Origin of the sequence: Streptosporangium sp. NPDC002721 (assembly GCF_042888905.1) — a bacterium.
GTDB lineage: Bacteria > Actinomycetota > Actinomycetes > Streptosporangiales > Streptosporangiaceae > Streptosporangium.
This window is the reverse complement of the sequence record NZ_JBIAQI010000011.1, coordinates 242,259-266,451: the sequence shown is the minus strand read 5'-3', so window position 1 is coordinate 266,451 and position 24,193 is coordinate 242,259. Positions and strand designations below refer to the sequence as shown.

Genomic DNA, 24,193 nt, shown 5'->3' with positions numbered 1-24,193 from the left:
GCAGGGCCTCGTACTCCGCCGGGGACAGGTGGCGCCCGGCGGGCGGGGCCGCGGCGTCGAACCTGATGTCGTTGTAGAAGCATTGACATTCACTCCGCCCTAAAGGACAGAGATTCCCGTCTGCCGTGTGTGCGGCTTCGGGTAGGTTCCTGCTTCTTCGCGCGGTGCCGGAACAGGTCCCGGTCTTATCTACGCTCCACAGTCGTTTAGCCTCTCCGCCTGCCCGGCGGCGAGAATGTTGATCGCGGCGTTGACATCCCGGTCGTGAGCGGCACCACAGGTGCACGTCCACGACCGTACGTTAAGCGGCATCGAGGTGGCGATGATCCCGCACGCCGCGCACAGCTTCGATGACGGGAACCACCGGTTGATCTTGGCGAAGTGCCGGCCGCTTCTCGCGGCTTTGTACTCCAGCATGGCTACAAACTGTGACCAGCCCGCATCCAGCACCGACGTGGCCAGTTTTGTGCGCGCCAGAGCCGACACCGCGAGATCCTCCACATACACAGCTTGGTTTTCGCTGATCAACGTGGTGGAAAGCTTGTGTGCCCAGTCTTTGCGCGTATCGGTCACCTTGGCGTGCGTCTTGGCAACCTTGAGCGTGGCCTTGGCTCGGTTCGCCGAAGTGATCACGTCCACTTGCTGGTGAACCTTCCCCCTAAGGTCGCCCTGTCCAAACTCGTCAACTCCCTCGGGGACGTCTCCTCTCGCAGAATGCGCACCGAGTTTCCCGAGCTGGCTCGCCACTACTACCGGGCGAACAAGCTGTGGTCGGGCTCCTGCTTCGCCGAGTCGGTGGGTGGGGCACCGATCAGCCTCTTGCATCAGTACATCGAGCAGCAAAACCGCCCAGCTTAGGGCACGCTCAGGCCCCGGAGGGCCTTCCCGCGCGGGTCTTCACCCCCGGCCTGAAGTCCAGAGCGCTGACCCGCATTCGAGTGAGCGCCTGCTGTCTTCTAGTAAATATATTGCGCATTGTGCTCGAAATCTTGCAGAATTACGTTACGAAGATTCGTGACTTATGGGTAACGCGCCTGGTCGTGGTGGCGTGCGCCGGGGAGTCGAGGTGTTCATGGCAGGCGACGAGGGCGTGACACCGCTGATCCGGGCGGAGGGGCTCCGGAAGACGTACCCGCCCAGAGACAGGCGGGGGAGCGGGTTCCAGGCCGTGGCCGGGATCGACTTCCACGTCGACCGGGGGGAGGCCTTCGGGTTCCTCGGGCCCAACGGGGCGGGGAAGTCCTCGACGATGCGCATGCTCGGCTGCGTCTCCCCGGCGACCGCCGGGACCCTGCGGATCCTCGGCATGGACCCCGCGCGCGACGGCCGCAGGATCCGGGCGCGCCTGGGCGTGGTCCCGCAGGACGACGTGCTGGACCCCGACCTCACCGTGCGCGAGAACCTGACGATGTACGGCCTCTACTTCGGTCTGTCCCGCCGCGTGATCAGGGAGCGCGCGGAGCGCCTGCTGGAGTTCGCGCAGCTGGAGGAGAAGGCGGGCGAGAACCTGGGGGCGCTGTCCGGCGGCATGCGGCGGCGGCTCACGATCGCCCGCTCCCTGATCAACGAGCCGGACATCCTCCTGCTCGACGAGCCGACCACCGGGCTCGACCCGCAGGCGCGGCACGTGCTGTGGGACCGGCTGTTCAGGCTGAAGCAGCAGGGGGTGACGCTGCTGCTCACCACCCACTACATGGACGAGGCCGAGCAGCTGTGCGACCGCCTGGTGGTGATGGACAAGGGGCTCATCGCGGACGAGGGCTCGCCCCGGGAGCTCATCCGGCGGCACTCGACGCGCGAGGTCCTGGAGCTGAGGTTCCGGATCGACGAGCACGAGCAGGCGGCGGGGAAGCTCCACGACCTGGTCGGTCCCGGCGAGGGGGAGCGGGTGGAGGTCCTGCCCGACCGGGTGCTGGTCTACACGCACGACGGCGAGGCGACGCTGGCCGCGGTCACCGCCGCGCGGATGACCCCGATCACCGCCCTCGTCCGGAGGTCGACGCTGGAGGACGTGTTCCTGCGCCTGTCCGGCCGGACCCTGACGGACTGAGGTGGACGAAATATGTCCACGTTTCCGACTCTGACGGACCGAGGCGGACGACGCATGCCCATGTTCCTTCGCGAGTTCGCCTCGTGGATGCTCCGCTACCGCCGCTCCTGGAAGGGCACCATCGTCATCAGCGTGGCGAACCCGCTGCTCTTCCTGGTGGCCATCGGCGCCGGGCTCGGACAGCTGGTCGACCCCGCGTCGCTGGGCGGCCTGACGTACCTGGAGTTCTTCGCCCCCGGGATGCTCGCCGCCGCGGCGATGCAGAACGCCTACGTCGAGGCGGCGTTCGTGGTCCACAGCTCCCTGCGGCAGGGCAGGGGTTACCTGGTGGCCGCCGCGACCCCGCTGGAGCCCCGCGACATCATGGCCGGGCACCTGCTGTTCATGGCGTTCAGGATCGGGACGAGCGCGCTGGCGTTCGCCGTGGTGATGGCGGCCTTCGGCGCCACCCGCTCCCCGTGGGCCGTGTTCACCGTGCCCGCCGCCCTGCTCACCGGCATGGCCTTCGCGGCCCCGCTGGCGGCGTGGACGGTGACCGTCGAGAAGTTCAACACCCTCAACACGGTGTTCCGGTTCGTACTGATGCCGATGTACCTGTTCTCCGGGACCTTCTTCGCCATCGAGACGCTTCCCGACTGGCTGCGCCCGCTGGCGTACGTCACGCCGCTGTGGCACGGCGTCGACCTGTGCCGCACCCTGAGCCTGGGCACCGCCACCCCGCTCACCACCGCGATCCACGTCGGCTACCTGGCCGCGCTCACGGCCGGGGGCGTCGCGGTGGCCCTGGTCACGTACCGGCGCCACATCCACGTCTGAGGGGTCGACATGCCGCAGAATCCGGAGACCGTCCCCCGCTGGGGCGGCGCGCACTTCCTGGTGTTCCGCAACCTCCGGGTGCACACGGGGGGCAACCCGTGGACCATGGCGATGTACTCGATCTTCGAGCCCATCCTGTACCTGCTCGCCATCGGCGTCGGCATCGGGCAGCTCGTCGGGGACGTCGACGGGGTGAACGTCTCCTACGCCGCCTTCGTCGCGCCCGGCCTGCTCGCCACGGCGGTGATGAACAGCGCCCTGCACGAGACGATGGAGGGCGCCTTCGTCAAGTTCACCCTCGAACGCCACTACCGGGCGATCCTGTCCACCCCCGTGTCCCTCACCGGGATCGTCGCCGGCGAGGTGGCGTGGGCGGTGCTGCGCGGCTTCGTCACCGCGATCGGGTTCCTCCTCGTGATCACCGTGTTCGGCCTGGTCTCCTGGCCGGACGCCCTGGTCGCGGCGGCCGGGACGCTGCTCGTCGCCTTCGCCTTCGGGGGCGCGGGACTGGCCGTGACGACGCGCATCCGGGCCTGGTCCGACTTCCAGTACGTGCAGCTGGTGCTGCTGCCGATGTTCCTCTTCGCGACGACGTTCTACCCGGTCACCGTCTACCCCCGGGTGATACAGGTCGTCGTGGAGCTGCTCCCCCTCTACCACGCCATCCAGCTGCTGCGCGGCTGCGCCCTCGGCCGGCTCGACTCAGGCCTGATCGTGAGCGTGCTCTATCTCCTGGCCATGGGAGCGCTGGGCCTCGTCGTGGCCCGGAGGCAGTGGGCACGCGTCATGCTCCACTGAACGGCGCTTCCGGCAAAGACGCTTCCATCGGCGGCGCTTCCGGCAAAAGCGCTTCCACCGGCGGCACTTTCAGCAAAAGCGCTTCCACCGGCGGCGCTCTCACCACAGGGTGACGGACCGGCTCAGGATCCCGGCCGCGTCCTCCTCGCCGACCGGGCGCGGGGCGGTGGCGAGCAGCCGCTGCTGCCTCATCGTCCCCTCCGCGAGCGCGGGCACGTCCGCCTCGGTGTACCCGACGCCGCCGATGCCGTTGGGCATCCCGACGTCGCGCATCAATCTCGCCAGCACGCCGGGCAGGAACTCCGCGAGGTCGCCGGGCCTGTCGGCGGACGGGTCGAGCAGCTCGGCCGCCCGCACGTGCCGCTCCGGCAGCGCCTCGAAGGTGAACCTGAAGGCCTCGGGAGCGGTCAGCGCGACGGCCATCCCGTGCGGCACCATCGGCTCGTCCGCCGGGTACCCCTCGGGGCGGAAGTCCCTGACGCGCCCGGCGATCGGGTAGGCGTTGGCGTGCGGGATGTGCACCCCCGCGTTGCCGAACCCCAGCCCGGCGAACGTCGCCGCCAGCGCCATCCGCGCCCTCGCCTCGTTGTCGTCCCCGTCGCGTACGGCGGCGCGGAAGGACCGCGCGAGCAGCTGCAGCGCCCGCTCGGACCACATGTCGGCCACCGGGTTCGACCCGCAGTACGGGACGCGCTCCTCGGGACGCTTGCGCTCGTAGGAGGTGTACGGGCGGGCGGTGTAGCTCTCCAGCGCGTGGCAGAGGATGTCCATCCCCGAGGCGGCGGTGACCTCCGGGGGCTGGGAGATCGTCAGGTCCGGGTCGACGACCGCGAGGACCGGGCGGAGCCGGGCGTGGCTGATCCCCGTCTTGACCTTCAGGTCCAGCACGTCGAGCACGCAGATCGTGGTGCTCTCCGACCCGGTGCCCGTGGTCGTGGGCACCGCGACCAGCGGCTTGAGCGGCCGTGACGGCGCCAGGCCGCCTCCCACCGGCGCGTTGACGTAGTCCATCAGCTCACCCGGGTTGGTGGTGAGCAGGTTGACCGCCTTGGCGGTGTCGATGCTCGACCCGCCCCCGACGGCGACGAAGGCGTCCCACGGGCCGGAGGCGCGGGCGTGCTCGACGGCCGCGAGCAGGCTCTCGTCCGTCGGCTCCACGCGCACGCCGTCGTACACGCGCGCCTCCATGCCGTAGCCCGCGAGCTGGTCGGCGATCCGCCGCGGCGCGCCGGTCGCTGCCACACCCCGGTCGGTGACGACGAGGACGCGGCGCGCACCGTACTGCCCGAGGTCGAAGCCGATCTCGGCGGAGGCGCCGGGCCCGAACTTCAGGGCGGGGGCGCCGTAGGTGAAGACGGACTCGGGGTCGCTCGGAGCGGTGAACACGTCCCGTTCCCCTCTCTCGCTGGTCGTACCGATGATGGGGCGGAACCATCCGCGTCAGCGAGCATACCCACCGGTATGTCACTTCGGTCCACCCGCCCGCCGGTTCTCCGGACGCAAGAGACCTGCAAATCAACCGCAAGTCCGGATCAATAGCATCGCCGCCATGATGAAGAGAACGATCACGCTGGCCGCCGTCGCCGGAGCCGCCGTGCTGGCGGCCCAGCTCCCCGCGTCCGCCAACTCCACCGCGCTGCTGCGCCTGCGCGGCGGGCTCACCCTGGAGATCCCGAGCTCGTGGCGCGTGTACGGGACCGCCGACCAGGTCCGTGTGGTCACCGGAGCCTGCGCCCGTCCCAAGGGGGGCTACTTCCAGCCCAGGTGCGACAGCTTCTGGATCATCGGCCCGAAGGCGCTGAGGACCGGCGGAGAGGGCTTCCGGCGCTACGACCCCACCCAGGGCCCGTACTACCCGGCCTCCGACGTGGTCCCCTGCGCGACCAACCCCAAGTACGGCCAGGTCATCGGGAAGGCGATCGCGGTCGGCTACCGCAACATCGGGGTGGCGCACAAGGCGCACTACCGGGTGTGGCCGGGCCGGTGTGTCACGTACGACGGTGGCGAGCAGAAGTCGACGTTCGACCAGCGCGAGTGGTACCTGCCGAAGACGAAGGTCCTGGTCGTCGACCAGTGGGCCACCCCGGGCCTGTCCACGATCCTGAAGAACGCGACCTGGGACAACTGACCCCGGTAACCAGAACCCTGGCTCACCTGAAACCGGAACCCTGGCTCATCCGCTCACCCGGAACCCTGGCTTGTCCGCTCACCCGGAACCAGAACTCTGGCTCATCCCGTCACTTGGAACCAGACCGATCCACCCGCGTCGTCGCGGCGCGAACCCCACCGGGCCGCGACCATCTCCACCAGCCACAACCCCCGCCCGCCGTCGTCGCCCGCTTCCGGCACGCGCACGGCGGGCACGCTCGCGGCCGACCCGTCGTCGGTGACCTCCACATGGACCCTGTCGCGGGTACGGGCCACGTAGACGGTTACCCGCCCATCTGCCGTACGCCCGGAGTCGGAGTGGGCCACCGCGTTCGTGGTCAGCTCGCTCAGCAACAGCAGCACGTCGTCGAGCACCGGGGCCGCGACGTGACCGGCCAGCAGGTCCCGCGCCCAGGCCCGAGCCTCCGGCACGGATTCCACCCGTCCGGGAAACACCTTCCGCCACGCGCTGTACGGCCCACCCGCCCAGGGCATCGTCGACGTTCTGCCACCGGGGTGTTCAGGGCGGCCGTCCTCGTTCCCCGTTGTCTCCCTCTCGGATCTCATGCGGATACCGCCGACCTGATCATGTCGGCCGCGTTGTCGGCCTCCGCCCAGACCCATTCCCCGCGCTGCCACAGCCGCGCCCACCAGGGCCGCCAGACAAACGCCCATCCGCAGTGGCGCCGGACGACCGTGATCCTTACCAGTGCCGCGCCCGTCGCCGACCGGATCTCCAGAATCGGCTGCCCCGCCACCGGGAGGACCAACGAGGTGCACACACCGAGGCGGTGCAGATCCCAGCCGAGCCGGGTCAGATGGACGAATCGTTCGTGTCGCTCGACCGCCGTGACGCTCCTGTCCTCCGAGTTCCTCCGGCGAGCGTGATTGAGGCGTGAAAGGTCGCCGTTCTGATCATTCATCACTCGTCTCGTTCCTGGTTTAAAGGCGATTGGATGCTTTCTTTTCCGTCCTGTCGAATCGAGAGGGCGTGTGCTTAGATTGCCCATGTGACAGGTGAATTCATGGCTGGATTGGCACCTCGATGGATGACCTGGGATGACGGGCGCGTGCTTATTGATACCTCGGCCTGACATAGCCGGTAAGGCAAAGATCCGTTTTTCTCTATTTCGGGAGGAATGAGATGAGTGAAGAGGTCCCCCTGGACCCGGGATCCCCCCGTGCGCGCTTCGCCTCCGAGATGCGCCGCCTGCGCGAGGCCGCGCAGCTTTCCCAGACTGCCGTGGCCTCACGCCTCGGCTGCACCCAGACCCAGGTGAGCCGCCTGGAGGGCGGCAGTCGCACCCCGTCCAAGTCCGACGCCGAGCGGCTGGACCTGCTCTTCGGCTCCAACGGCAGCACGTACTTCACGGACCTGCGCGAGCACATCGTCGCCCGCTACGGCGGCCCTGTCTGGTTCATGAGTTGGGCACAGGAGGTCGAGCCGTTCGCCTTGGTCCTGCGCTGGTGGGATCCGCTGCTCATTCCCGGCCTCCTGCAGACCGAGGCGTACGCCCGAGCGATCTTTAAGCATGCCCCTCGGATCACCTCGGAGGAGATAGAGGAGCGGGTTAAGGGCCGGATGTTTCGTAAGAAAATCCTTGAAGGCGACAATCCTCCACTTTTTCTCGCCCTCATCGACGAAAGTGTGCTGCGCCGTAACGTCGGCGGCCCCGAAGTAATGCGAGAACAGCTTGGTTACTTATTGGAGGTCGCCCAGCGCCCCTCCATCTCCATCCAACTCGTTGATCGGCTCTGCCTCTCCGGAGTTATGGGCGCTTTCATGATCGCGGAACTTCCGGACGGGCAACCGGACGCGATTTATGCAGACTCTTCAGCGGAAGGACAGGTTTCGGCCGACCCTAGCGTCGTAACCCCAATATGGAATCGCTATGAAGCAATACGTGGATGGGCTTATCCTGAGCACATGTCCCTCAAAATGATCGAGGAAGCGAGGCAGGAATGGATCTGAGTGTCGCGGTATGGCGGAAGTCATCGCTCTCTGGAGACAACGGTGCTCAGTGTGTCGAGGTCGCGGTCAACTTGCCCGGTGCTGTCGCGGTCCGCGACAGTAAGAACCCCCAAGGCCCCAAGCTCCTCTTTGCCCCCGCCAAGTGGCGGAGCTTCGTTGAAGGCGTCAAGTCCGGTGAGTTCGACTGATGAAGTGAGGCGGGAATGGACCTGAGTGCCACCAGTTACCGCACACCTCAACGAGGGAGGCCAACATGACGCTCCGGTTCATCGGCGTCGACCCTGGTACGGACGGCAACAACTGTCCGTCGGTCTGGGTCGACGAGATCGACGGCAGCCTTGTGATTCAAGGGTGGGAGGTCACCGACCCCGCCGAGCTGGCGCAGGTGTCGGAGCGTGGCCCGATCCCGAATCATGAGAAGGTCATCCGAATCCCCCGGCGGATGGCGCACTTCCTGACGGAGGCATGTGATGACAAGGCCGCTGACGTTTGACGAGATGATCGCCGGTGCACGGCACTCCGCCGTGCACCTGGAGATGCGCGACACCTACGTCCCGGACGATCCCTCGTTCATCGCGTGGCAGGGGGGCCCGGCCTTCGACCGTACGGAGCGGGAGAGGCAGTGGCATCATCTGATCGGCCACGCTGTTGGCCGAGGCGTGTGGGTGCGCCGGGCACGGATCGTCTCGGAGCCGGTGGCCGATTACATTCGCTTCGAGCACTCTGTCACCGGTTCGATGAACATCGCCGCCGGTGAGAAGGTGCGGTGGTTGCCTCGGCGGCTGGCATCGGACCTGGCGCTGCCGGGGAACGACTATTGGGTGTTCGACGATCACCTTGTGCGCTTCGGGTTCTTCTCTGGAGACGGGCACTACCTCGGCGAGGAACTGACCGGCGAGCCTGCTGTGATCAAGCTATGTCTCTCCGCGTTCGACGCGGTTTGGGAACGAGCTGTCGACCACGCCGATTACCGGCTCATCTGACCGCAGTCCTCCGTCGTGGGCATCTCACCGTCCTCCAGCGCCCAGCAGGCTCGTCAGAGGATCGCTCAACGGCTGCGAGAGATTCGTCTGGACGCCGGCCTGAGCGCCCGTGCCATCGCGAAGGAGGCAGGCTGGCACGAGTCGAAATCCTCTCGGATCGAACACGCTCGCATGGTGCCTTCCGCCGGAGATATCAGGGCCTGGTGCAGGGCCTGTGGAGTTGAGGACCAGGCGGCGGATCTGATCGCCGCCTCCCGAACCGCCGACTCCATGTACGTGGAGTGGGAACGGCTGCAGAAGTCGGGGCTTCGCCGACTCCAGGAGTCCAAGGTGCCTCTCTATGAAGGCACCCGGCACTTCCGCGTCTATTGCTCCAACGTGATACCTGGGCTGTTCCAGACACGCGATTATGCGGGCGCGCTGCTGTCATCCATCTCCACCTTTCGTGGCGTTCCCAACGACGTGGAGGACGCCGTGGCCGCGAGGGTTGCCCGCTCGCGTGTCCTCCACCAAGGCGATCACCGCTTCGCCGTGCTGATGGAGGAGTGGGTGCTTCGCTGCCGCGTCGGTGACGCGGAGGTCATGGCCGGCCAGCTCCGACATCTGCTGACTGTCATGTCGTTGCCGTCCGTGTCTCTCGGGGTGATCCCGTTCACCGCGCCGCGCCGTATGTGGCCCGTCGAGGCATACAACATTTTCGATGAAACACTCGTGCAAGTGGAGTTGCTATCTGCAGCGGTGAATGTCACTCAGCCGGATGAAGTGTCGCAGTATGTTAGGGGATTTGCAGAGCTAGCTGGAATTGCCGTTTATGGTGCCGGTGCGCGCAGTCTTATCGCCGCTGCTATCAAGGAGTTGGACTGAGTCAGCGCAAGTTCCCGCACACTTGTTGAGTGAGGGAAACGTCCACTCCTAACGTCTGACGCATGACCGGAAAGACGGCGGCGGGGTTCCAACTGTCACCCAGTTTTCCTGCCCTTGGGGCACGTGGCCCAAGCGGTGAACGTCGATCAGTCACGCGCTGTCGTGGCCATAGTCTTCGCCGCGGGTTTTCCCGGTAGCGTCCAACCCTCAGGTAGACGTCGACCCGCGGGATGGAACTCATCGTGAAAAACATGATCGCCCGGCTCTGGAGACTCATCAACGGCTCGCTTCAATGGCGCATCCTCTGGTTTCGCCACGCCAAGTTCATGGTGGGCGTAACAGGGATAGTTCGTGACAAAGACGGCAATGTGCTTCTTCTGAAGCATCGCCTCTGGCCGGAGGGCAGGCAGTGGGGGCTCCCGACCGGCTATGCCAACAAGTCGGAAACCTTCGAGGACACGATCTGCCGCGAAGTGCTGGAGGAAACCGGGCTGAAGGTACGAGTTGGAGAAATCGCTTATCTGAAGAGCGGTTACAAGCTGCGTGTGGAGGTGGCTTACGAGGTCGAGCTCGTCGGCGGCACGGTCAAAATCGACGATTTCGAGATTTTGGAGGCGAGATGGTTCGCGCCACACGATCTACCGGAAGGAATCCAGGAGGCACACCGCCTCCTCATCCATCGCAAACAGGTTTAGCTTCCGATCTTCGCGTCGCCTCGTCCTGCTTGGCGCCGAACGAGCATCTCAAAGGCGGCTCCACCTCCCGCGCAACCCTGTTCGAGCGCCTCACCGCTCTGAGGGCAACGGCCGGCCTGGACCGGAAGCATCCCGATCTCACCTTCTCCCTACTGCCGTGGGTGCTGGGGTCGCGACCTTACCGAGGCAAGCCGGTGGATCTCTTCTTTCTGGGGGCCACACTCCTGGCTGCCCGATACGAAGAACTCGGGCTGCTCCAGCGGCTTCCGTTCGACCGCGTATGGGTTGGCGTACGGTCCCGGAGACCCGCGTTCGGCGGTTTTCATCACCCCGATCAGGGCTATCGCCACCTGCAAATGGGTGCGGTGATCACTCGCTACGGCGACCTCGCCGATCACACCGGCCTTCGTCCCGAACTGGTCGCCCTGGATCTGTTGCGAGCCTACGCGCACGACTGCCTGCACTACGGCACCTACCGGGAGTACCGCCTGTGGGGCGACGAGATCGGCCGGGCCAGATACGGGATCAACTCCCGCGCCCGCGACGGCCGCACCTACTCCTCCCCGGACCCCGCCGGATCCACCTCGACGCGCAACCTCGGCATCGTGATGGAGGGGGCGACCGACCGGGAGGCCAAGGCGGTGACTCGCCAGGCAGCGCAGCGTGCGAAGGTGAGCGAACCGTCGGCGAGCCCGGACCGCTACCTGTTCCGAGACGTCACAGGCTCCTTGGAGGCAGGTGACCTCATGGTCCTCCGTGACCCCGTACAGCGCCTGGCCGCCTCCCGCAGCATCGAATCGGATGACTTCTTGCGGCGAATGGGTGTCTACAACAGCGATGTCGGAGCTCGCTACGAACTCTTCCTTGCGGAAATCGGCAGGGATGAAGCGGAGGATCTACACACCGTCATCCTCGGAGCGATGATCAGCGGTTCGCTCACGCGGCTCTCCGACTGGCTTGACCGGCGTCACGGCCCGAAGACGTTCACCACCTTGTTCAAGGCTTCAAGCGTTGTGTGATCCGGTGCCAGGTGGTTCATGGGGCTCACCTGCTCAAGCAAACAAATCGGCCGCTCAGTGCTCGCCAAGGACCAGGTCCGGCTGATTCTCGACTACGCCTGTGACTTTGTGAACGGCGGTCGTCGGCTGGAGCAGTTCCAGATCGGAGCGTTCGACATCGGTGACGTCTACCGGGCCGCCTGGGTGCAGGCCATGGCGGCGCTGGACCACTGGGTGCACCAGGAGTTCTACAGTCGCGCATGGAGCTGGCACAGCAGCCGACCGTGGAGCGGCTTGACCGGTTCAACAAGCTGCAGATTCCGTTGGAGCTGTTCGAGCGGATCCACCACCGCGAGGCGTCGCTGGGGGAGGTGTTTCGCGAGCGTCTGGAGGCGACGCTCGGATACGTCTCCTACCAGAGCCCGGAGAAGATCCAACAGGGGGGCGCGCATGTCAGCAACAGCAGGCTCTGGGCGAAGGTGGCGAACGTCCTCAGCGAACAGCGAACCGACGGCCAGCGGATCACCGAGGCGATGGTGGTCCAAAAACTGAAGGCGATCGCCGCCCGCTGAAACAAGATTGCGCATGAGTCCGACCGTGACCCGGACGCGCCGACCGGAAGGCGGAGCATCACGGCAGTGGAGGTCACGGACACGATCACCTGGTTGCAGATGACCACGGTGGCGATTCTTGTCGTGCTCGGCGATGGTTGAGGCCACAGTACCGGCGCCACTGAACCGTACGGGACCGTAGCGACGGACGAGAGGAAGTGTTACCCCTTGGCGGAACTACTGGATGACGAGGCGTTGGAGCGTTCGTCGGTGGTGGCGAACCGGGTGATGAACCGGGAGCGAGGGCTGACCGGTTCCAACGGGTACGGCCGGGAGCTGGGCATCGACGTGCTGGAGGTCCTGCGCGAGCGGGTGCGGGCCGGGCGACGGGCGCGCTGGCTCGATCTGTGTTGCGGTTCGGCCCGCGCTCTCTTCGAGGCCTCTCGGCAGCTGGGGGACGAGGCGGAGATCGTCGGTGTCGACCTGGTCGACTTCTTCGCCGGGCCGTCCCGCCCGCCGAGGCTGCGGCTGGTCACCGCCTCGATCACCGGCTGGGAGCCCGAGGAGCCGTTCGACCTGATCACCTGTGTTCACGGTCTGCACTACGTGGGGGACAAGCTCGGAGTCCTGTCCCGGGCCGCCGGTTGGCTGGCCGAGGACGGCGTGCTCGTCGGCAACCTCGACACCCGGAGCGTCCTCGTGGAGGACGGCGTACCGGAGGGGCGCAGGTTGGCCTCGGCGCTGCGGGAGGCCGGACTGGACTACGATCCCCGGCGTCGCCGCATCACCTGCCGAGGTCGGCGCGCCGTCGACCTGCCCTACCGCTATCTCGGCTCCGACGACCGCGCCGGGCCCAACTACACCGGCCAGCCCGCGGTCGACTCCTACTACGCCCACGGTTGGTGAAACCGGGCTCGGGTGTCACGGTCCGAACGGGTAGCGTCTGATCTTCAAGCGGGCGCCGGCCCGCGGATGGGACTCGCCGTGAAGAAGCTGATCGTCCGGCTGTGGAGGCTGGCCAATGGCTCGCTCCAGTGGCGCGTCAACTGGCTTCGTCACGCCACGTTCATGGTCGGGGTGACCGGCATAGTGCGCGACCAGGACGGCAACGTCCTCCTGCTGAAGCACCGCTTCTGGCCGGAGGGCAGGCAGTGGGGCCTCCCGACCGGCTACGCGAACAGGTCGGAGACCTTCGAGGACACCGTCTGCCGCGAGGTGCGGGAGGAGACCGGGCTGAAGGTCCACGTCGGAGAGCTGGTCCGCCTGAAGAGCGGCTACCGGCTGCGCCTGGAGGTGGCCTACGAGGCCGAGTTCGTCGGCGGCACGCTCAAGCTCGACGATTTCGAGATCCTGGAGGCGAGATGGTGCGCCCCGGACGACCTGCCGGCAGAGCTCCAGGAGTCACACCGCCGTCTCATCCAGCGCGAGTACGCCTGAGGTCTGTTTGGGACGTCGATCGGCCCGTCACACGCGCCGGCCTTCGTCGCCGCCGGTCCTGTCAGTGGGGGCTGAGATCGTGTTTCCGTGAGCGAACTGGTTGAGCATGTCGACGAGCACGACCGCGTGCTGGGAGTCGTCGAGCGAGACGAGGCGGTGCGTGAGAATTGGCCGCATCGCATCGCGGTGACGATCTGCCGTGATCCTGAAGGGCGGATCCTGGTGCTGAGACGGGCCCGGACCCTGTCCCGGTTCCCGGGCTACTACGACATGATGGTCGGCGGTGCCGTGAACGTGGGCGAATCGTATGAAGAGGCGGCGGCCCGTGAGCTGACCGAAGAGCTGGGCGTTCAAGTGCCGGTGCGCTTCCTGTTCAAGTTCCTGTGCCGGGATGGAATCGGCCCCATCTGGCTCGGAGTGCATGAGGCGGTCGTACCGGAACCCCTGGTCCCCGACCCGGAGGAGATCGACTGGCAGGCCTGGCTGACAGCGGGCGAACTGCGCGGAGTCGTTGATCAATGGTGCTTCGTTCCGGGAGGGCGGGAAGCCCTGCGCCGGTATCTGGAGTCCGGGCTCGGCGGCGGCGCGGGCGGACCTGCGGCTGGGTGATCGGCAATGCGGGGGACCGAGATCTCCTTGATCTTGCAGCGGTCGCCGGTGGAGAGCAGCCATGATTTTTCGTGATGAAGCATGTCTTGTGCTCCTGGTGGAGTAATCGTCTGTCGACCCCCGGAAAGGGAGACGAATTATGAGGATCGGTATCAGGTTGGTTGCCGGGCTGGTGGGACCTCTGGTCATGGCCACGGGGCTCTGGACGGCGACCGGTGGCATCGAGAGCATGAAGGTGAGCGACCTCAAGGACTTGAGGATGGTGCCCGTGTCCGCTTCCGCGCCGGTCACGGCCGTGCCGACCGGCCCCGGTGCGGTGCGTTGCCCGCGGCCGACCAGGACCGTCGGCAGCGCCGATGAACTCCAGCGGGCGATCGGGTCGGCCCGGGCGGGCGACGTCATCCGGCTGCGACCGGGCACCTACGAGGGCAGGTTCGTCGCCCAGAGGTCGGGAACGCGGGGTAAGCCGATCTTTCTGTGTGGCAGCGCCCGATCGGTTCTGGACGGCGGCGGCATCAAGAAGGGTTACGGCTTCCATCTCGACAGGGCGAGCTTCTGGCGGTTGGTGGGCTTCACCGTTCAGAACGCTCAGAAGGGCGTGATGGCGGACAGGACCAACGGTTCGATCATCCAGGGCCTCACCGTGCACGACATCGGCGACGAGGCCGTCCATCTGCGCAACTTCAGCAGCGGCAACACGGTGCAGTACAACAAGATCTACAACACCGGCCTGCGCCGGGCGAAGTTCGGCGAGGGGGTCTATCTCGGATCGGCGGAGTCGAACTGGAAGCGATACTCCGGCGGGCAGATGGACAAAAGCGACAACAACCTGGTGCGCGGCAACGTGATCCGAGCCACGGCCGAGGCCGTGGACATCAAGGAGGGCACCAGCGGGGGCCGCGTCGTCGGCAACGTCTTCGACGGTTCGGCACTCGGCGGGGACAAGCTCAACGACTCCTGGGTCGACGTCAAGGGCAACAACTACGTGATCGAGGGCAACACCGGGAAGAAGACGCCGCAGGACGGTTTCCAGACCCATGAGATCGTCGACGGCTGGGGCACCGGCAACGTCTTCCGCAAGAACACCATCGACCTCGCCGGCGGCAGGGGCGTCGGCATCAACGACATCGTGGGCGGCAACACGATCACCTGCGACAACAAGGTCACCGGCGGCCGGCTCACCAGGAAGGGCAGCTGTTCCTGACGCTGAGGTGGCGGCGGCATCGGGCTGAGGTGACGCACCGGTTCCGCGAACCTCGCCCACCCGCGCGGCTCCGGCCGACACCCGACAGGAGGCGACGCGCGAGGACCCGGAGGTCCTCACGCGGATGCGTGCCTCCGCCCTCCTCACCCGGTGCTCGTCGGGTAACCGGAGCGCAGCCTCCACGGTGGCCGAGGGTGGCGGCCGGGGAAGGTCGGCGCGGTCGGTTGTCCTGCCGCTCCACCAGCGGCAGCGCCGGAAGCAGCGCGAGGGCGGCGTACGCGGCCATGAGCGGAGCGGCCACCGCAGCCGCTCCCGGTGGCGCCCGCGTCAGAGTCCGAGTTCGTCCAGTTCCTTCCGCAGCGCGGTTCTCGGATTCCGGGGTGAAGGGTCCGGGGCCGGTCGTGTGCGGTTACGTTCGCGGAACAGCCAGCCGCCCAGCAGGCCGGCGAGGAAGCCGAACAGGTGGGCCTGCCAGCCGATGCCCTCCTTGGGCAGCAGCCCGGTGAACTGGTAGGAGAAGCAGAGGGCGATGACCACGCCTATCACGATGTCGATCAGATGCCGGTCGAAGGCGCCCCGTACCAGGACGTAGCCGAAGTAGCCGAAGACGACGCCGCTCGCGCCCGCGCCCACGCTCTGCGGGTCGGAGGTGAACCAGGCCCCGAGGCCACTGACCAGGATGATCAGTCCCGTCACGCCGAGGAACTTGACGACGCCCCGGTAGGCCGACAGGAAGCGGCTTCGTGGGCCGGGACGGTCGTGGCGACGGATGGCGGTCGGCGAAGGGGACCGTACACGCAGAGATCGCACCGACCGCGACGACGGACATCACCATGATCACGAACAGTCGAAAAAGCCGCGAGTGATCCACGAGGTATCAGACGGGTAAAGCGCTATCCGGGTTCCTGATGCCCGCTTCCGGCTGACAGGTCGGGCATATCGCCGAGGCTGGGCCGACTCGCACCGGTATGAGCGCTCTGTGCTCCCGGTGGACGGTCTCAGATCGCGAGCAGTCACGGCAATTTATATCGACATATACATACAAGCCCATCTTGTTGGGATATTGCTAACTCTGGCCCCGATATTGTGTTCGCGTTGCCGTTTCATCTTCTGGGGCTACCTTGCGCCATTTACATTCGAACACGACGCATCGAATAGTCGAGATGAATTTCTCCCAAAAGAGTATAACTATTGGCAAATCGGACACAACGGGAAAAATAAACACGCGGCGTGCCGTAGCGGATGAGTGGAGAGTCCACATCGAGCTGGACGGCGGCGCGAACCGGAACGTGAGAAGTATATAGAGTGCCAGCTGGAGAACGGGCGTACGAGATTTCTTGAATGCCGAAGATCCCGGCGGCGTGACATGAATTCGAGGGATCGAGCAACAAGGAGATGGAAATGCGTCAAGAAATATGGACCGAATCATGTCGGGGAGTCAAGCGTGACACCGTACGGCGGCTGAGTCTTCTCGCGGTGGGGTTCAGCACGGCCCTGCCCCTGATCGCCTCCGTGCCGGTCGGGGCCACCACGACACCCGGGGAGCCGGAGCCCGGCCTCGCCAACAACTGCGTCGTCGACGTGAACAGAGGGGCGAACAAGCTGGGTGCGGAGCGCTGTTTCTCCACGTTCACCGAGGCGATCCGATACGCCACCGACGGTGCGATCGCCAATGCCCCGGTCACCGCCGTCGAAGGCGTGGACGACCCCGCCCTCAACGCGTTGCTCGGTAGCAGCGGAAAGTCGGTCGGTGCCGCGGCGGTCCCTGCCGCCAACGGGACCCAGACACTGATCGGGATCGAGTATTCGGACGCAAACTTCGGAGGCACCTCAATGATCTTCCGTGGTCCCCAGAGTTGCACCGGCCCGACCAGTGACATCGATTACTCGATCGATCTTCCGCGGGAATTCTGGGACCGTATCTCCTCCTTCAAGAACAACTCCAACTGCTTCACCAATCACTACGCCTTCTCGGACTTCCGTCCCCCGGACACCGGTTACCTGAATGACCATGCGGTCATGCCGATCGTCAACGGTCGTAACTTCAACGACGACACACGATCGATCAGGTGGAGCTGACCGGCGGAGCCTTGACCGACCTGGGCGGCGTCATGAACCGGCACCCGAGAAACACGAGAAGCGTTGGCCACGGGGTGAACGTGCGAGGTTTGCAGGGTGTCGAAAATCCCTGCCGGCAATTTTGGCAGTGTGAAGTGAATTTGAGAGATCGAGCAACAAGGAGATAGAAATGCGCCAGAAAATTGGAACCGGATCGCGTCGGGGAGTCAAGCGTGACACCGTACGGCGGTTGGGCCTTCTCGCGGTGGGGTTCAGCACGGCCCTGCCCCTGATCGCCTCCGCGCCGGTCGGGGCCACCGCGGCACCCGGGGAGCCGGCACCCGAACTCGCCAACAACTGCGTCATCGACGTGGTCGGAGGATCGAACAAACAGGCCGCGGAGTACTGTTTCCCCACGTTCACCGAGGCGATCCGATACGCCACGGACGGCGCCATCACCAACGCCCCGGCCACCGCCGTCGAGGGCGTGGACGACCCCGCCCTCAACGCGCTGCTCGGTAGCAGCGGAAAGTCCGACACCGGAGCGAGTCCCGCTCCGACCGGGGCCCTGATGGTAATCGGGATCGAGTACGCGGACAGATTCTACCGGGGTCCCTCACGCACCTTCCGCGGCTTCCGGAGATGCACCACCCCGACCACGGACATCGACTACTCGTTCAATCTTCCGCGGGTTTGGTGGGACCGCATCTCCTCGTTCAAGAACTTCGCCAACTGCTACACCAACCACTACGCCTATTCGAATTACGTCCCTCCCGCGACCGGTTACCTGAACGATCGGCCGATCATGCCGATCATCAACGGCCGCAACTTCGACAACGACGCGCGATCGCTCAGGTTCAGCTGACCGGCGGCGTTTGACCGGTCCGAGCGGCGGCCCGCGCAGGCCGCCGCCCGGGCCGGTCGTGTTCCCGGGAAAGGTTCTCGCGCGGGAAACACCGGGAACGCCAGGGGAAACACCCCGGGTGACTACTCGACGACGATGGAGTCGACCCGGTCGGGATAGAAGGCGACGTGGTCCTTGATCTCGGCGACGGCCGGGTACGGCGACTCGTAGAACCACACCGCGTCCACCGCCTGCTTCCCGTCCACCGTGACGGTGTAGTAACTCGCGTCGCCCTTGAAGGGGCAGTAGGTGGCGGTGTCGGTCCGCTCCAGCAGCGAGCGGTCGACGTCGGCGATCGGGACGTACTGCACCGGAGGGTACGACGCCTCCTGCAGCGTCAGCGCGCGCCGCGAGTCGGCGACCACCTTGCCTCCCACGGAGACGACGATCCGGGCCGGATTCGCCGTGATCGTGATCGGGTGGTCGGGTCCGGGTTGCAGGATGGGCTTGTCAGTCATGATGGGACCCCTTTCTGTCCTGTCCAGTCTGCCGGACCGGTGTGCCCCCGAACCCGGCGCGGTTCGGGTCGCCGCCGTAGTTCGCCGTCGTGGTCGGTGCCGGGCCGGTCGGCGTGAACCGGCGGAGCCCGGCGTTCGCCGACGGGGTGGGCGGCTACTTCATGGCGGCGATCTGGATCAGGTTGCCGCAGGTGTCGTCGAAGACGGCGGTGACCACCGGGCCGAGGTCGGTCGCGTCCTGGATGAACTCGACGCCCAGCCCCTTGAGCCGCTCGACCTCGGCGTACACGTCGTCGACGGCGAACTGGGTGAAGGGGATGCCGTCGGTGACCAGGGCCTTCTTGAACGGGCCCGCCGCCGGGTGGCCGTCCGGCTCCAGCAGCAGTTCGACGCCGTCGGGGGCGGCGGGGGAGACCACGGTGAGCCATCGGGCCTCGCCGGCGGGCACGTCGGTCTTCTTGATGAACCCCAGCTTCTCGGTGTAGAAGGCCAGGGCCTTGGCCTGGTCGTCGACGAGCACGCTGGTGATGTTGATGCGGATCACGGGTTCGGTTCCTCTCGGTCGATGGGCCACCGCTCGACGATCGAGCGCAGCGGGCTCGTGTCGAGGTGGTGGAACTTGTACCGGCCCTGCCGCCGGGTGTGCACCAGGCCGGCCTGTTCGAGCACCGCGAGGTGCTGCGAGATGGCCTGGCGCGAGGAGGCCAGGCCGTGCTTCATGGCCAGCCGGCTGCAGATCTCGAACAGTGTCTGACCGTCCTTGTCGCTCAGCTCGTCCAGGATGATGCGTCGCGTCGCGTCGCCGATGGCCTTGAACAGGTCGGGTTCTGCGCCCACGGGCTCAGTTATAGGCAAGTCGTCACTTGCCTGTCAAGGGAAGGGGGTCGTACGGGCCTTCGCTCGTCGTGCGGCTACCGGATTCCGGGGCCGGGTCCGACGCCGCCGGTCGTTCTACCGTCGGCCAAGGTCGGAGACCCGTGACAGCGCGCCACCGCCCCCGCTTCGGAGCCGGTGGCGACGAGGGTGAACGGATGCCGCCGCTGACCGTGCGCGCCGGTACGCCCGGCCGGTCCATGTCTGAAAGTGGCTACCCGTCCTGGTCCGCCGGGCGGCGGAAGGCGCCGTACCACCAGGTCAGCGCCATCTCGCGGGCGAACGCGGCGTCGGCGGCGGGATCCCCGGCGGTGACGTGGTCGACGATGGCCCGCTCGCCGCCCGTGACGATCACCCGGGTGGCGCTCACCGGGTCGAGGTCGGCGGGGGTGCGGCCCGCTTCCTGCTCGGCGCGGAGCACCGCGATCGTCCAGTCCGCGAACTGGTCGACCTCCTTGCCCCAGAAGTCGCGCATCGTCGCGTCGTAGGCGGCGACCTCGGCGATCGCCCGCCGTACGGCGGCGTGTTCCCGGTAGACCCGCACCACCCGCAGGAAGGCGTCCGCGAGACGGTCGACGCCGTCCGACGGGTCCCAGGCCGAGGTGACGTCGAAGGACGAGGCCATGAGCTCGGTGGCCAGGCGCGTGAGCAGGTCGATCTTGTCGCGGAAGTGGCTGTAGAAGGTGGAGCGGGCGACACCGGCCTCGGTGGAGATCTGCCGCACGCCGAGCTCGGTGAAGTTCGCGCCGTTGATCAGGAGACGCTGCGTCGCGGCCAGGATGTCCGCCTCGGCGGAGGCGGGCCGGCCGACGTTCGCGGTGCGTCGTCGGGTAATCGAAGGCATACCCGGATCCTAGGCGTCACCCGGCGGCGGACGGCGAACCGGCGGACGGCGAACCGGCGAGCTGGCGAACCGGCGAGCCTGTTGAGCTGGCGAACGATGCGCTACACCTTGTCCGGACATCGTGTAGCTTAATTTTCGGACACGATGTCCGGACGCAGTGACCGGACGTACACACGAAGGAGTGGTTGGTGAAATATCGTCTGCTGGGACGTACGGGAGTCTGGGTCTCCGAGATCTCCCTGGGCGCGATGACGTTCGGCGGCAAGGAGCACCCGGTGTACCGCACCCACGGGGCACTCGGGCAGGAGGAGACGGATCGGATCGTCGGCATGGCGCTCGACGCCGGGATCAACTTCGTCGACACCGCCGACGTCTACGCCGACGGCGAGAGCGAGGAGTTGCTCGGCCGGGCGATCGGGCGGCGCCGGCGAGACGTGGTGCTCGCCACCAAGCTGTTCGCCCCGGTCGGGCCGGGGCCCAACGACCAGGGGCTTTCCCGCCTGCACGTGATGCGGGCCCTGGAGGACAGCCTGCGCCGGCTGCGGACCGACTACATCGATCTCTACCAGGTCCACAACTACGACCGCCTGACGCCGCTCGAGGAGACGCTGAGCGCGCTCGACGACGCGGTACGGCAGGGCAAGGTCCGCTACATCGGCTGCTCCAACCTCGCCGCCTGGCAGGTCGGCAAGGCGCTGGGCATCTCCGCGCTGCGCGATCAGGCGAGGTTCGTCGCCAACCAGATCCAGTACTCGCTGGTGACGCGCGACGTCGAGCGTGAGCTGGTGCCGCTGGCGGAGGACGCGGGGCTGAGCCTGACGGTGTGGCAACCGCTTCTCGGCGGATTCCTCACGGGCAAGTTCGACCGCGGCGGGGTGACCACCGAACAGGACTCCCGCCGGGCCCGGAACGGCTTCGACTTCGTGCCGTTCGAGGAGGAGAAGGGCTTCAAGGTGCTCGACGTGCTGCGGACCGTCGCCGCGCGGCACGAGGTGAGCCCCGCCCGGGTCGCGATCGCCTGGCTGCTCGCCCAGCGCGCCGTCACCAGCGTCATCGTCGGCGCGCGCAAGCCGGAACAGCTCACGGACAACATCGCCGCCGTCGACCTGACGCTCACCGAGCAGGACCTCGCCGAACTCGACGAGGTCGGCCGGCCGCCGGTCGCCTACCCGAACTGGATCCAGGAGTGGTCCGCTCAGGGGCGGATCCCGGCCGGAAACCCGGCCTGACGCGACGACCGGGTGACAGGCGCGGGAAACGGGGAACGGCCCGGCCTGGCACCCGGCGCGACCGGCCGCGGCGAGAGGGCGGTCAGGCCGGTCGTACAGGCACGGAACCCCGGGATGTCCGCATCAGATGGACGGCGAGAGCGCCGGCCCGGAAGAAGCCGGCCCGGAAGAAGCCGACCGCCATCGGGCCCCGCGGTCCGGTGGGGAACGGCCGGATCGGGCGTCCCCGTTCCCGTCCCCGTTCCGTGTCGTCCGCCGCGCATACCGGGCGTCCGCCGGGCACGTAGGATTTCGACGGCCGGACAGGCGAGGACGAGGACGACGACGGGGACGTGGTGTGAGCTTTGATCTCGGAGTCTGGTTCGGGGCCGAGCCGATCACCGCGCGGGAGGCCCTTCACCGGTATCTCGTCTGGGACGAGAGCGGAGCCGCACCCGGTGAGCCGCGTCCGGAGGTGGCGGCCTTCTACGAGGAGCTGACGGCGCTCTTCCCGGACCTGACCGCCGAGAACTACGACGTCTCACCATGGTCCGAGCCGCTGACCGTGGGCGAGGACTTCGTGCTGATGAACGCGGTCTTCCCCCGGGCCGGAGAGGTGTGCCGCGTGGTGCTGGAAATGGCGCCCCGCCATCGGCTCGTGCTCTTCGAGCCTTAGCGAGCCCGGCCTCCCGCCGTGGAACCCGGGCCGCCGCTCCCCGGCCCGGGGGCGGGTCAGCGGCTGACAGCGTCGACTGTGTCGGCCGTGTCGGCCGGGCGCAGCAGGTCCAGGTCGGAGCGGCGGGGCAGGCTCTCCCAGTCGCCGTCGGCGGTGACGGCGAAGGCCCCCGCCGCGGAGGCCGTGGTCAGGCGCCGCTCGGGGGTCGCCCCCGCGAGGGTCTCGGCGATCCAGCCCGCGGCGAAGGCGTCCCCGGCGCCCACCGGGTCGAGCTCGACGACCCGGTAGGGCTCCGCGTGCCGTACGGCGCCGTCGGAGAGCTCGATCGCGCCGAGCGAGCCGCGCTTGATGAGGACGTGGCGCGGGCCGAGGGCCGAGAGGGCTCCGGCCAGGGTGAGCGGGTCGTCCCCCTCGACGACCAGCCGGGCCTCGGCCTCGGTCGCGAACAGGACGTCCACCGAGGTCACGGTCTCGCGCAGCGCGGCGGACGCCTCGGCGGGCGTCCACAGGGCACGGCGGTAGTTGACGTCCATCGACACGATCGCGCCCGCGTCGCGCGCCTCGGCGATCGCGGCCCGCACCGCCTCGGCGGCGGTCGCCGACAGCGCGAGCGTGATGCCCGTGACGTGCAGCACGCGTGCCGAGCGGATCAGCGAGACGTCCAGGTCGGAGGGGCGCAGCCGGGATCCGGCGCTCGCCGAGCGGTAGTAGCGCACGTCGACCGTCTCGGCCGTGCGCCTGCTCTTGATCATCAGGCCGGTGGGCGCCTCGGGGTCGACCCGCATCCCCCGCACGTCGACGCCCTCACCGGCCAGCGTCGAGCGCAGCAGCTCGCCGAACTCGTCGGCCCCCACCCTGCCGATCCAGGCCGCGCGCCCGCCGAGGCGGGCGACGCCGATGGCCACGTTCGACTCCGCGCCGCCCACGCCGAGCCCGAAGTCGCGGGCGTGCCTGAGCGGGCCGGTGCGCCGCGCGCTGAACAGCGCCATGCTCTCACCGAGCGTTACCAGATCAGTCATGGAGAACGGGTCCTTTGGGAGTCGGCGGGCGGGCTTCGTCGATCATCGGGTCGACCCGAGCTTTCTGGAGATGCGCAGGGCCGCCTCGGCCACCAGGGGGCCGAGGTCTCGCACCCGCGCGGCGGTGATCCGGGAGGTGAGGCCCGAGATGGAGATCGCCGAGGTGGCGACGTCGTTGTGGTTGAAGATCGGCGCCGCGACGCAGCGCACCTCGGGCTCGTTCTCGCGGTCGTCGACCGAGTAGCCCCGCTGCCGGATCCGGCCGAGCTCGGCGCGCAGGCGCGCGGCGTCGGTGATGGTGTAGCGGGTGACGTGCGGCATCCCGGCGGCCACGATCTCCTCGACGGCCTCCTCCGGCTGCCAGGCGAGGATCGCCTTGCCCACGGCGGTGCGGTAGACGGGGTTGCGGCTGCCGATGCGCGAGGCCATGCGCACGTTGGTCTCGTTCTCGACCTTGTCGATGTAGACGACGTCGGGCGGGTCGTAGACCACGAGGTGGACGGTCTCCCTGGCCTCCGCCATCAGGCGGTGCGACTCCTCGGCGGCCACCGTCCGCAGGTCGAGGGTGGACAGGTACGCCTGCCCGAGGTGCAGGGCGCCGCTGCCCAGCCGGTAGGCGCCGCTCCTGCGGTCGCGCTCCAGGAGCCTGGCCTCGATGAGCGGGGTGGCCAGCCGGAGCACCGTGCTCTTGGACAGGCCGAGCGCCTCGGCGAGCCGGGTGAGCGACAGGCCGTGGCCCGCGCCCGCGTGGTCGCGTACGTGCGCGAGGACGGAGAGGGCGCGCCGGAGCGAGGCCGACTGGTTGCGTTCGGGAGCCGGCTCACTCATCGCGACCTCCCAGGGTGAATCCGGCAATCGAATACCTGGTCAAGGTAGGCGAGTACGCCGCCTCGCGGCCACTTTGCAGCACAACGTTCTGCAGTGCACAACCTGTCGACGAACGGCGGGGGACAGGCACCCGCCCGGTCCCGGTTCCCCCTTCTACCGATAATTTTTGCCCGGACCAGGGCAGAACTGTCCCTCGGGAT

The 24,193-nt window shown here is 67.3% G+C and carries 30 protein-coding genes and 1 pseudogene; 21 read left to right on the top strand and 10 right to left on the bottom strand.

All coding sequences use genetic code 11. The features are described 5' to 3' along the window. Positions 1–189: 189 nt before the first annotated feature. Positions 190–633, bottom strand: coding sequence for an RNA-guided endonuclease InsQ/TnpB family protein (locus tag ACFYWM_RS18100; protein ID WP_389916042.1), 444 nt, complete (start codon positions 631–633; stop codon positions 190–192). On the opposite strand from ACFYWM_RS18100, the pseudogene tnpA reads away from it, so the two are divergent. The 4 genes and pseudogenes from tnpA to ACFYWM_RS18080 form a co-directional block, all read left to right on the top strand. After that, positions 628–858, top strand: a pseudogene (gene tnpA / locus ACFYWM_RS18095) (IS200/IS605 family transposase); the annotation flags it as partial. The gene ACFYWM_RS18100 and the pseudogene tnpA overlap by 6 nt on opposite strands. Before the next feature lie 214 nt (positions 859–1,072). After that, positions 1,073–2,050, top strand: coding sequence for an ABC transporter ATP-binding protein (locus ACFYWM_RS18090; RefSeq protein ID WP_389915900.1), 978 nt, complete (start codon positions 1,073–1,075; stop codon positions 2,048–2,050). A gap of 54 nt (positions 2,051–2,104) precedes the next feature. Beyond that, positions 2,105–2,866 carry an ABC transporter permease gene (locus tag ACFYWM_RS18085; RefSeq protein WP_389915898.1) on the top strand — a complete coding sequence of 254 codons (762 nt, stop codon included), beginning with the start codon at positions 2,105–2,107 and terminating at the stop codon, positions 2,864–2,866. Between the two features lie 9 nt (positions 2,867–2,875). Further along, complete coding sequence (locus ACFYWM_RS18080; RefSeq protein ID WP_389915896.1) at positions 2,876–3,664, top strand: ABC transporter permease; 789 nt, start codon at positions 2,876–2,878, stop codon at positions 3,662–3,664. A gap of 99 nt (positions 3,665–3,763) precedes the next feature. On the opposite strand, the gene ACFYWM_RS18075 is transcribed toward ACFYWM_RS18080, so the two are convergent. After that, positions 3,764–5,050 carry a hydroxyacid-oxoacid transhydrogenase gene (locus ACFYWM_RS18075; protein ID WP_389915894.1) on the bottom strand — a complete coding sequence of 429 codons (1,287 nt, stop codon included), beginning with the start codon at positions 5,048–5,050 and terminating at the stop codon, positions 3,764–3,766. A gap of 163 nt (positions 5,051–5,213) precedes the next feature. Here ACFYWM_RS18075 and ACFYWM_RS18070 point away from each other — a divergent pair, with 163 nt between their 5' ends. Beyond that, positions 5,214–5,792: a hypothetical protein gene (locus ACFYWM_RS18070; RefSeq protein ID WP_389915892.1), complete on the top strand. Its 579-nt coding sequence runs from the start codon at positions 5,214–5,216 to the stop codon at positions 5,790–5,792. A 101-nt stretch (positions 5,793–5,893) separates the two neighbouring features. Here the strand turns inward: ACFYWM_RS18070 and ACFYWM_RS18065 are convergent, their stop codons facing one another. Next, on the bottom strand, positions 5,894–6,307 hold the full coding sequence (locus ACFYWM_RS18065) for an ATP-binding protein (RefSeq protein WP_389915889.1): 414 nt from the start codon (positions 6,305–6,307) through the stop codon (positions 5,894–5,896). Positions 6,308–6,956: 649 nt separating this feature from the next. Between ACFYWM_RS18065 and ACFYWM_RS18060 the strand changes: the two genes are divergently transcribed. The 12 genes from ACFYWM_RS18060 to ACFYWM_RS18005 all read left to right on the top strand — a co-directional run bounded on the left by ACFYWM_RS18060 (position 6,957) and on the right by ACFYWM_RS18005 (position 15,125). After that, positions 6,957–7,784, top strand: a complete 828-nt coding sequence (locus ACFYWM_RS18060) for a helix-turn-helix domain-containing protein (RefSeq protein ID WP_389915885.1) — start codon at positions 6,957–6,959, stop codon at positions 7,782–7,784. Continuing rightward, the gene (locus ACFYWM_RS18055; RefSeq protein ID WP_389915882.1) at positions 7,775–7,972 is read left to right on the top strand and encodes a DUF397 domain-containing protein; all 198 of its coding nucleotides are present in this window, start codon (positions 7,775–7,777) and stop codon (positions 7,970–7,972) included. Before ACFYWM_RS18060 ends, ACFYWM_RS18055 begins: the two co-directional genes overlap by 10 nt. Positions 7,973–8,037: 65 nt before the next feature. Next, positions 8,038–8,277, top strand: coding sequence for a hypothetical protein (locus ACFYWM_RS18050; protein ID WP_389915879.1), 240 nt, complete (start codon positions 8,038–8,040; stop codon positions 8,275–8,277). Next, on the top strand, positions 8,255–8,767 hold the full coding sequence (locus ACFYWM_RS18045; protein ID WP_389915876.1) for a DUF6879 family protein: 513 nt from the start codon (positions 8,255–8,257) through the stop codon (positions 8,765–8,767). Before ACFYWM_RS18050 ends, ACFYWM_RS18045 begins: the two co-directional genes overlap by 23 nt. A gap of 15 nt (positions 8,768–8,782) precedes the next feature. Beyond that, positions 8,783–9,631: a helix-turn-helix domain-containing protein gene (locus tag ACFYWM_RS18040; RefSeq protein ID WP_389915873.1), complete on the top strand. Its 849-nt coding sequence runs from the start codon at positions 8,783–8,785 to the stop codon at positions 9,629–9,631. A 230-nt stretch (positions 9,632–9,861) separates the two neighbouring features. Continuing rightward, positions 9,862–10,326 carry an NUDIX domain-containing protein gene (locus tag ACFYWM_RS18035; RefSeq protein WP_389915870.1) on the top strand — a complete coding sequence of 155 codons (465 nt, stop codon included), beginning with the start codon at positions 9,862–9,864 and terminating at the stop codon, positions 10,324–10,326. Between the two features lie 29 nt (positions 10,327–10,355). Then, a complete protein-coding gene (locus tag ACFYWM_RS18030) occupies positions 10,356–11,345 on the top strand; it encodes a hypothetical protein (RefSeq protein ID WP_389915867.1) in 990 nt (329 codons plus the stop codon). A gap of 239 nt (positions 11,346–11,584) precedes the next feature. Further along, positions 11,585–11,896, top strand: a complete 312-nt coding sequence (locus ACFYWM_RS18025; RefSeq protein ID WP_389915865.1) for a hypothetical protein — start codon at positions 11,585–11,587, stop codon at positions 11,894–11,896. Between the two features lie 207 nt (positions 11,897–12,103). Further along, entirely contained in the window at positions 12,104–12,781 is a 678-nt protein-coding gene (locus ACFYWM_RS18020; RefSeq protein ID WP_389915862.1) for a class I SAM-dependent methyltransferase, read from the top strand. Between the two features lie 78 nt (positions 12,782–12,859). After that, positions 12,860–13,312, top strand: coding sequence for an NUDIX domain-containing protein (locus tag ACFYWM_RS18015; protein ID WP_389915859.1), 453 nt, complete (start codon positions 12,860–12,862; stop codon positions 13,310–13,312). Positions 13,313–13,399: 87 nt separating this feature from the next. Beyond that, complete coding sequence (locus tag ACFYWM_RS18010) at positions 13,400–13,921, top strand: NUDIX hydrolase (RefSeq protein WP_389915856.1); 522 nt, start codon at positions 13,400–13,402, stop codon at positions 13,919–13,921. Positions 13,922–14,060: 139 nt separating this feature from the next. Continuing rightward, a complete protein-coding gene (locus ACFYWM_RS18005) occupies positions 14,061–15,125 on the top strand; it encodes a nitrous oxide reductase family maturation protein NosD (protein WP_389915853.1) in 1,065 nt (354 codons plus the stop codon). A 327-nt stretch (positions 15,126–15,452) separates the two neighbouring features. On the opposite strand, the gene ACFYWM_RS18000 is transcribed toward ACFYWM_RS18005, so the two are convergent. After that, on the bottom strand, positions 15,453–15,935 hold the full coding sequence (locus ACFYWM_RS18000; protein ID WP_389915851.1) for a rhomboid family intramembrane serine protease: 483 nt from the start codon (positions 15,933–15,935) through the stop codon (positions 15,453–15,455). 666 nt (positions 15,936–16,601) lie between these two features. On the opposite strand from ACFYWM_RS18000, the gene ACFYWM_RS17995 reads away from it, so the two are divergent. Next, positions 16,602–17,204: a hypothetical protein gene (locus ACFYWM_RS17995; RefSeq protein ID WP_389915848.1), complete on the top strand. Its 603-nt coding sequence runs from the start codon at positions 16,602–16,604 to the stop codon at positions 17,202–17,204. A 229-nt stretch (positions 17,205–17,433) separates the two neighbouring features. Further along, positions 17,434–18,048 carry a hypothetical protein gene (locus tag ACFYWM_RS17990; protein ID WP_389915846.1) on the top strand — a complete coding sequence of 205 codons (615 nt, stop codon included), beginning with the start codon at positions 17,434–17,436 and terminating at the stop codon, positions 18,046–18,048. Positions 18,049–18,170: 122 nt separating this feature from the next. Here the strand turns inward: ACFYWM_RS17990 and ACFYWM_RS17985 are convergent, their stop codons facing one another. The 4 genes from ACFYWM_RS17985 to ACFYWM_RS17970 form a co-directional block, all read right to left on the bottom strand. Next, positions 18,171–18,545, bottom strand: coding sequence for a DUF427 domain-containing protein (locus ACFYWM_RS17985; RefSeq protein WP_389915843.1), 375 nt, complete (start codon positions 18,543–18,545; stop codon positions 18,171–18,173). 154 nt (positions 18,546–18,699) lie between these two features. Continuing rightward, complete coding sequence (locus ACFYWM_RS17980; protein WP_389916039.1) at positions 18,700–19,086, bottom strand: VOC family protein; 387 nt, start codon at positions 19,084–19,086, stop codon at positions 18,700–18,702. Further along, on the bottom strand, positions 19,086–19,382 hold the full coding sequence (locus ACFYWM_RS17975) for an ArsR/SmtB family transcription factor (protein ID WP_389915840.1): 297 nt from the start codon (positions 19,380–19,382) through the stop codon (positions 19,086–19,088). The genes ACFYWM_RS17980 and ACFYWM_RS17975 overlap by 1 nt, the downstream gene beginning before the upstream one ends. Positions 19,383–19,632: 250 nt before the next feature. Continuing rightward, positions 19,633–20,262 carry a TetR/AcrR family transcriptional regulator gene (locus ACFYWM_RS17970; protein WP_389915837.1) on the bottom strand — a complete coding sequence of 210 codons (630 nt, stop codon included), beginning with the start codon at positions 20,260–20,262 and terminating at the stop codon, positions 19,633–19,635. Positions 20,263–20,450: 188 nt separating this feature from the next. Here ACFYWM_RS17970 and ACFYWM_RS17965 point away from each other — a divergent pair, with 188 nt between their 5' ends. Then, positions 20,451–21,491: an aldo/keto reductase gene (locus ACFYWM_RS17965; protein ID WP_389915834.1), complete on the top strand. Its 1,041-nt coding sequence runs from the start codon at positions 20,451–20,453 to the stop codon at positions 21,489–21,491. A 337-nt stretch (positions 21,492–21,828) separates the two neighbouring features. Beyond that, complete coding sequence (locus tag ACFYWM_RS17960) at positions 21,829–22,146, top strand: hypothetical protein (protein ID WP_389915832.1); 318 nt, start codon at positions 21,829–21,831, stop codon at positions 22,144–22,146. A gap of 56 nt (positions 22,147–22,202) precedes the next feature. On the opposite strand, the gene ACFYWM_RS17955 is transcribed toward ACFYWM_RS17960, so the two are convergent. Both ACFYWM_RS17955 and ACFYWM_RS17950 read right to left on the bottom strand, forming a co-directional pair. Then, on the bottom strand, positions 22,203–23,165 hold the full coding sequence (locus ACFYWM_RS17955) for a sugar kinase (protein WP_389915829.1): 963 nt from the start codon (positions 23,163–23,165) through the stop codon (positions 22,203–22,205). A gap of 42 nt (positions 23,166–23,207) precedes the next feature. Further along, on the bottom strand, positions 23,208–23,993 hold the full coding sequence (locus ACFYWM_RS17950) for an IclR family transcriptional regulator (RefSeq protein ID WP_389915826.1): 786 nt from the start codon (positions 23,991–23,993) through the stop codon (positions 23,208–23,210). Between the last annotated feature and the right edge of the window lie 200 nt (positions 23,994–24,193).

Bases quoted from the DNA above. Each gene is read 5' to 3' on its own strand.
- ACFYWM_RS18090 (WP_389915900.1), top strand. From the start codon at position 1,073: ATGGCAGGCGACGAGGGCGTGACACCGCTGATCCGGGCGGAGGGGCTC.
- ACFYWM_RS18085 (WP_389915898.1), top strand. From the start codon at position 2,105: ATGCCCATGTTCCTTCGCGAGTTCGCCTCGTGGATGCTCCGCTACCGC.
- ACFYWM_RS18080 (WP_389915896.1), top strand. From the start codon at position 2,876: ATGCCGCAGAATCCGGAGACCGTCCCCCGCTGGGGCGGCGCGCACTTC.
- ACFYWM_RS18070 (WP_389915892.1), top strand. From the start codon at position 5,214: ATGATGAAGAGAACGATCACGCTGGCCGCCGTCGCCGGAGCCGCCGTG.
- ACFYWM_RS18065 (WP_389915889.1), bottom strand. From the start codon at position 6,307: ATGCCCTGGGCGGGTGGGCCGTACAGCGCGTGGCGGAAGGTGTTTCCC.
- ACFYWM_RS18060 (WP_389915885.1), top strand. From the start codon at position 6,957: ATGAGTGAAGAGGTCCCCCTGGACCCGGGATCCCCCCGTGCGCGCTTC.
- ACFYWM_RS18055 (WP_389915882.1), top strand. From the start codon at position 7,775: ATGGATCTGAGTGTCGCGGTATGGCGGAAGTCATCGCTCTCTGGAGAC.
- ACFYWM_RS18050 (WP_389915879.1), top strand. From the start codon at position 8,038: ATGACGCTCCGGTTCATCGGCGTCGACCCTGGTACGGACGGCAACAAC.
- ACFYWM_RS18045 (WP_389915876.1), top strand. From the start codon at position 8,255: ATGACAAGGCCGCTGACGTTTGACGAGATGATCGCCGGTGCACGGCAC.
- ACFYWM_RS18035 (WP_389915870.1), top strand. From the start codon at position 9,862: ATGGAACTCATCGTGAAAAACATGATCGCCCGGCTCTGGAGACTCATC.
- ACFYWM_RS18025 (WP_389915865.1), top strand. From the start codon at position 11,585: ATGGAGCTGGCACAGCAGCCGACCGTGGAGCGGCTTGACCGGTTCAAC.
- ACFYWM_RS18005 (WP_389915853.1), top strand. From the start codon at position 14,061: ATGAGGATCGGTATCAGGTTGGTTGCCGGGCTGGTGGGACCTCTGGTC.
- ACFYWM_RS17985 (WP_389915843.1), bottom strand. From the start codon at position 18,545: ATGACTGACAAGCCCATCCTGCAACCCGGACCCGACCACCCGATCACG.
- ACFYWM_RS17970 (WP_389915837.1), bottom strand. From the start codon at position 20,262: ATGCCTTCGATTACCCGACGACGCACCGCGAACGTCGGCCGGCCCGCC.
- ACFYWM_RS17955 (WP_389915829.1), bottom strand. From the start codon at position 23,165: ATGACTGATCTGGTAACGCTCGGTGAGAGCATGGCGCTGTTCAGCGCG.
- ACFYWM_RS17950 (WP_389915826.1), bottom strand. From the start codon at position 23,993: ATGAGTGAGCCGGCTCCCGAACGCAACCAGTCGGCCTCGCTCCGGCGC.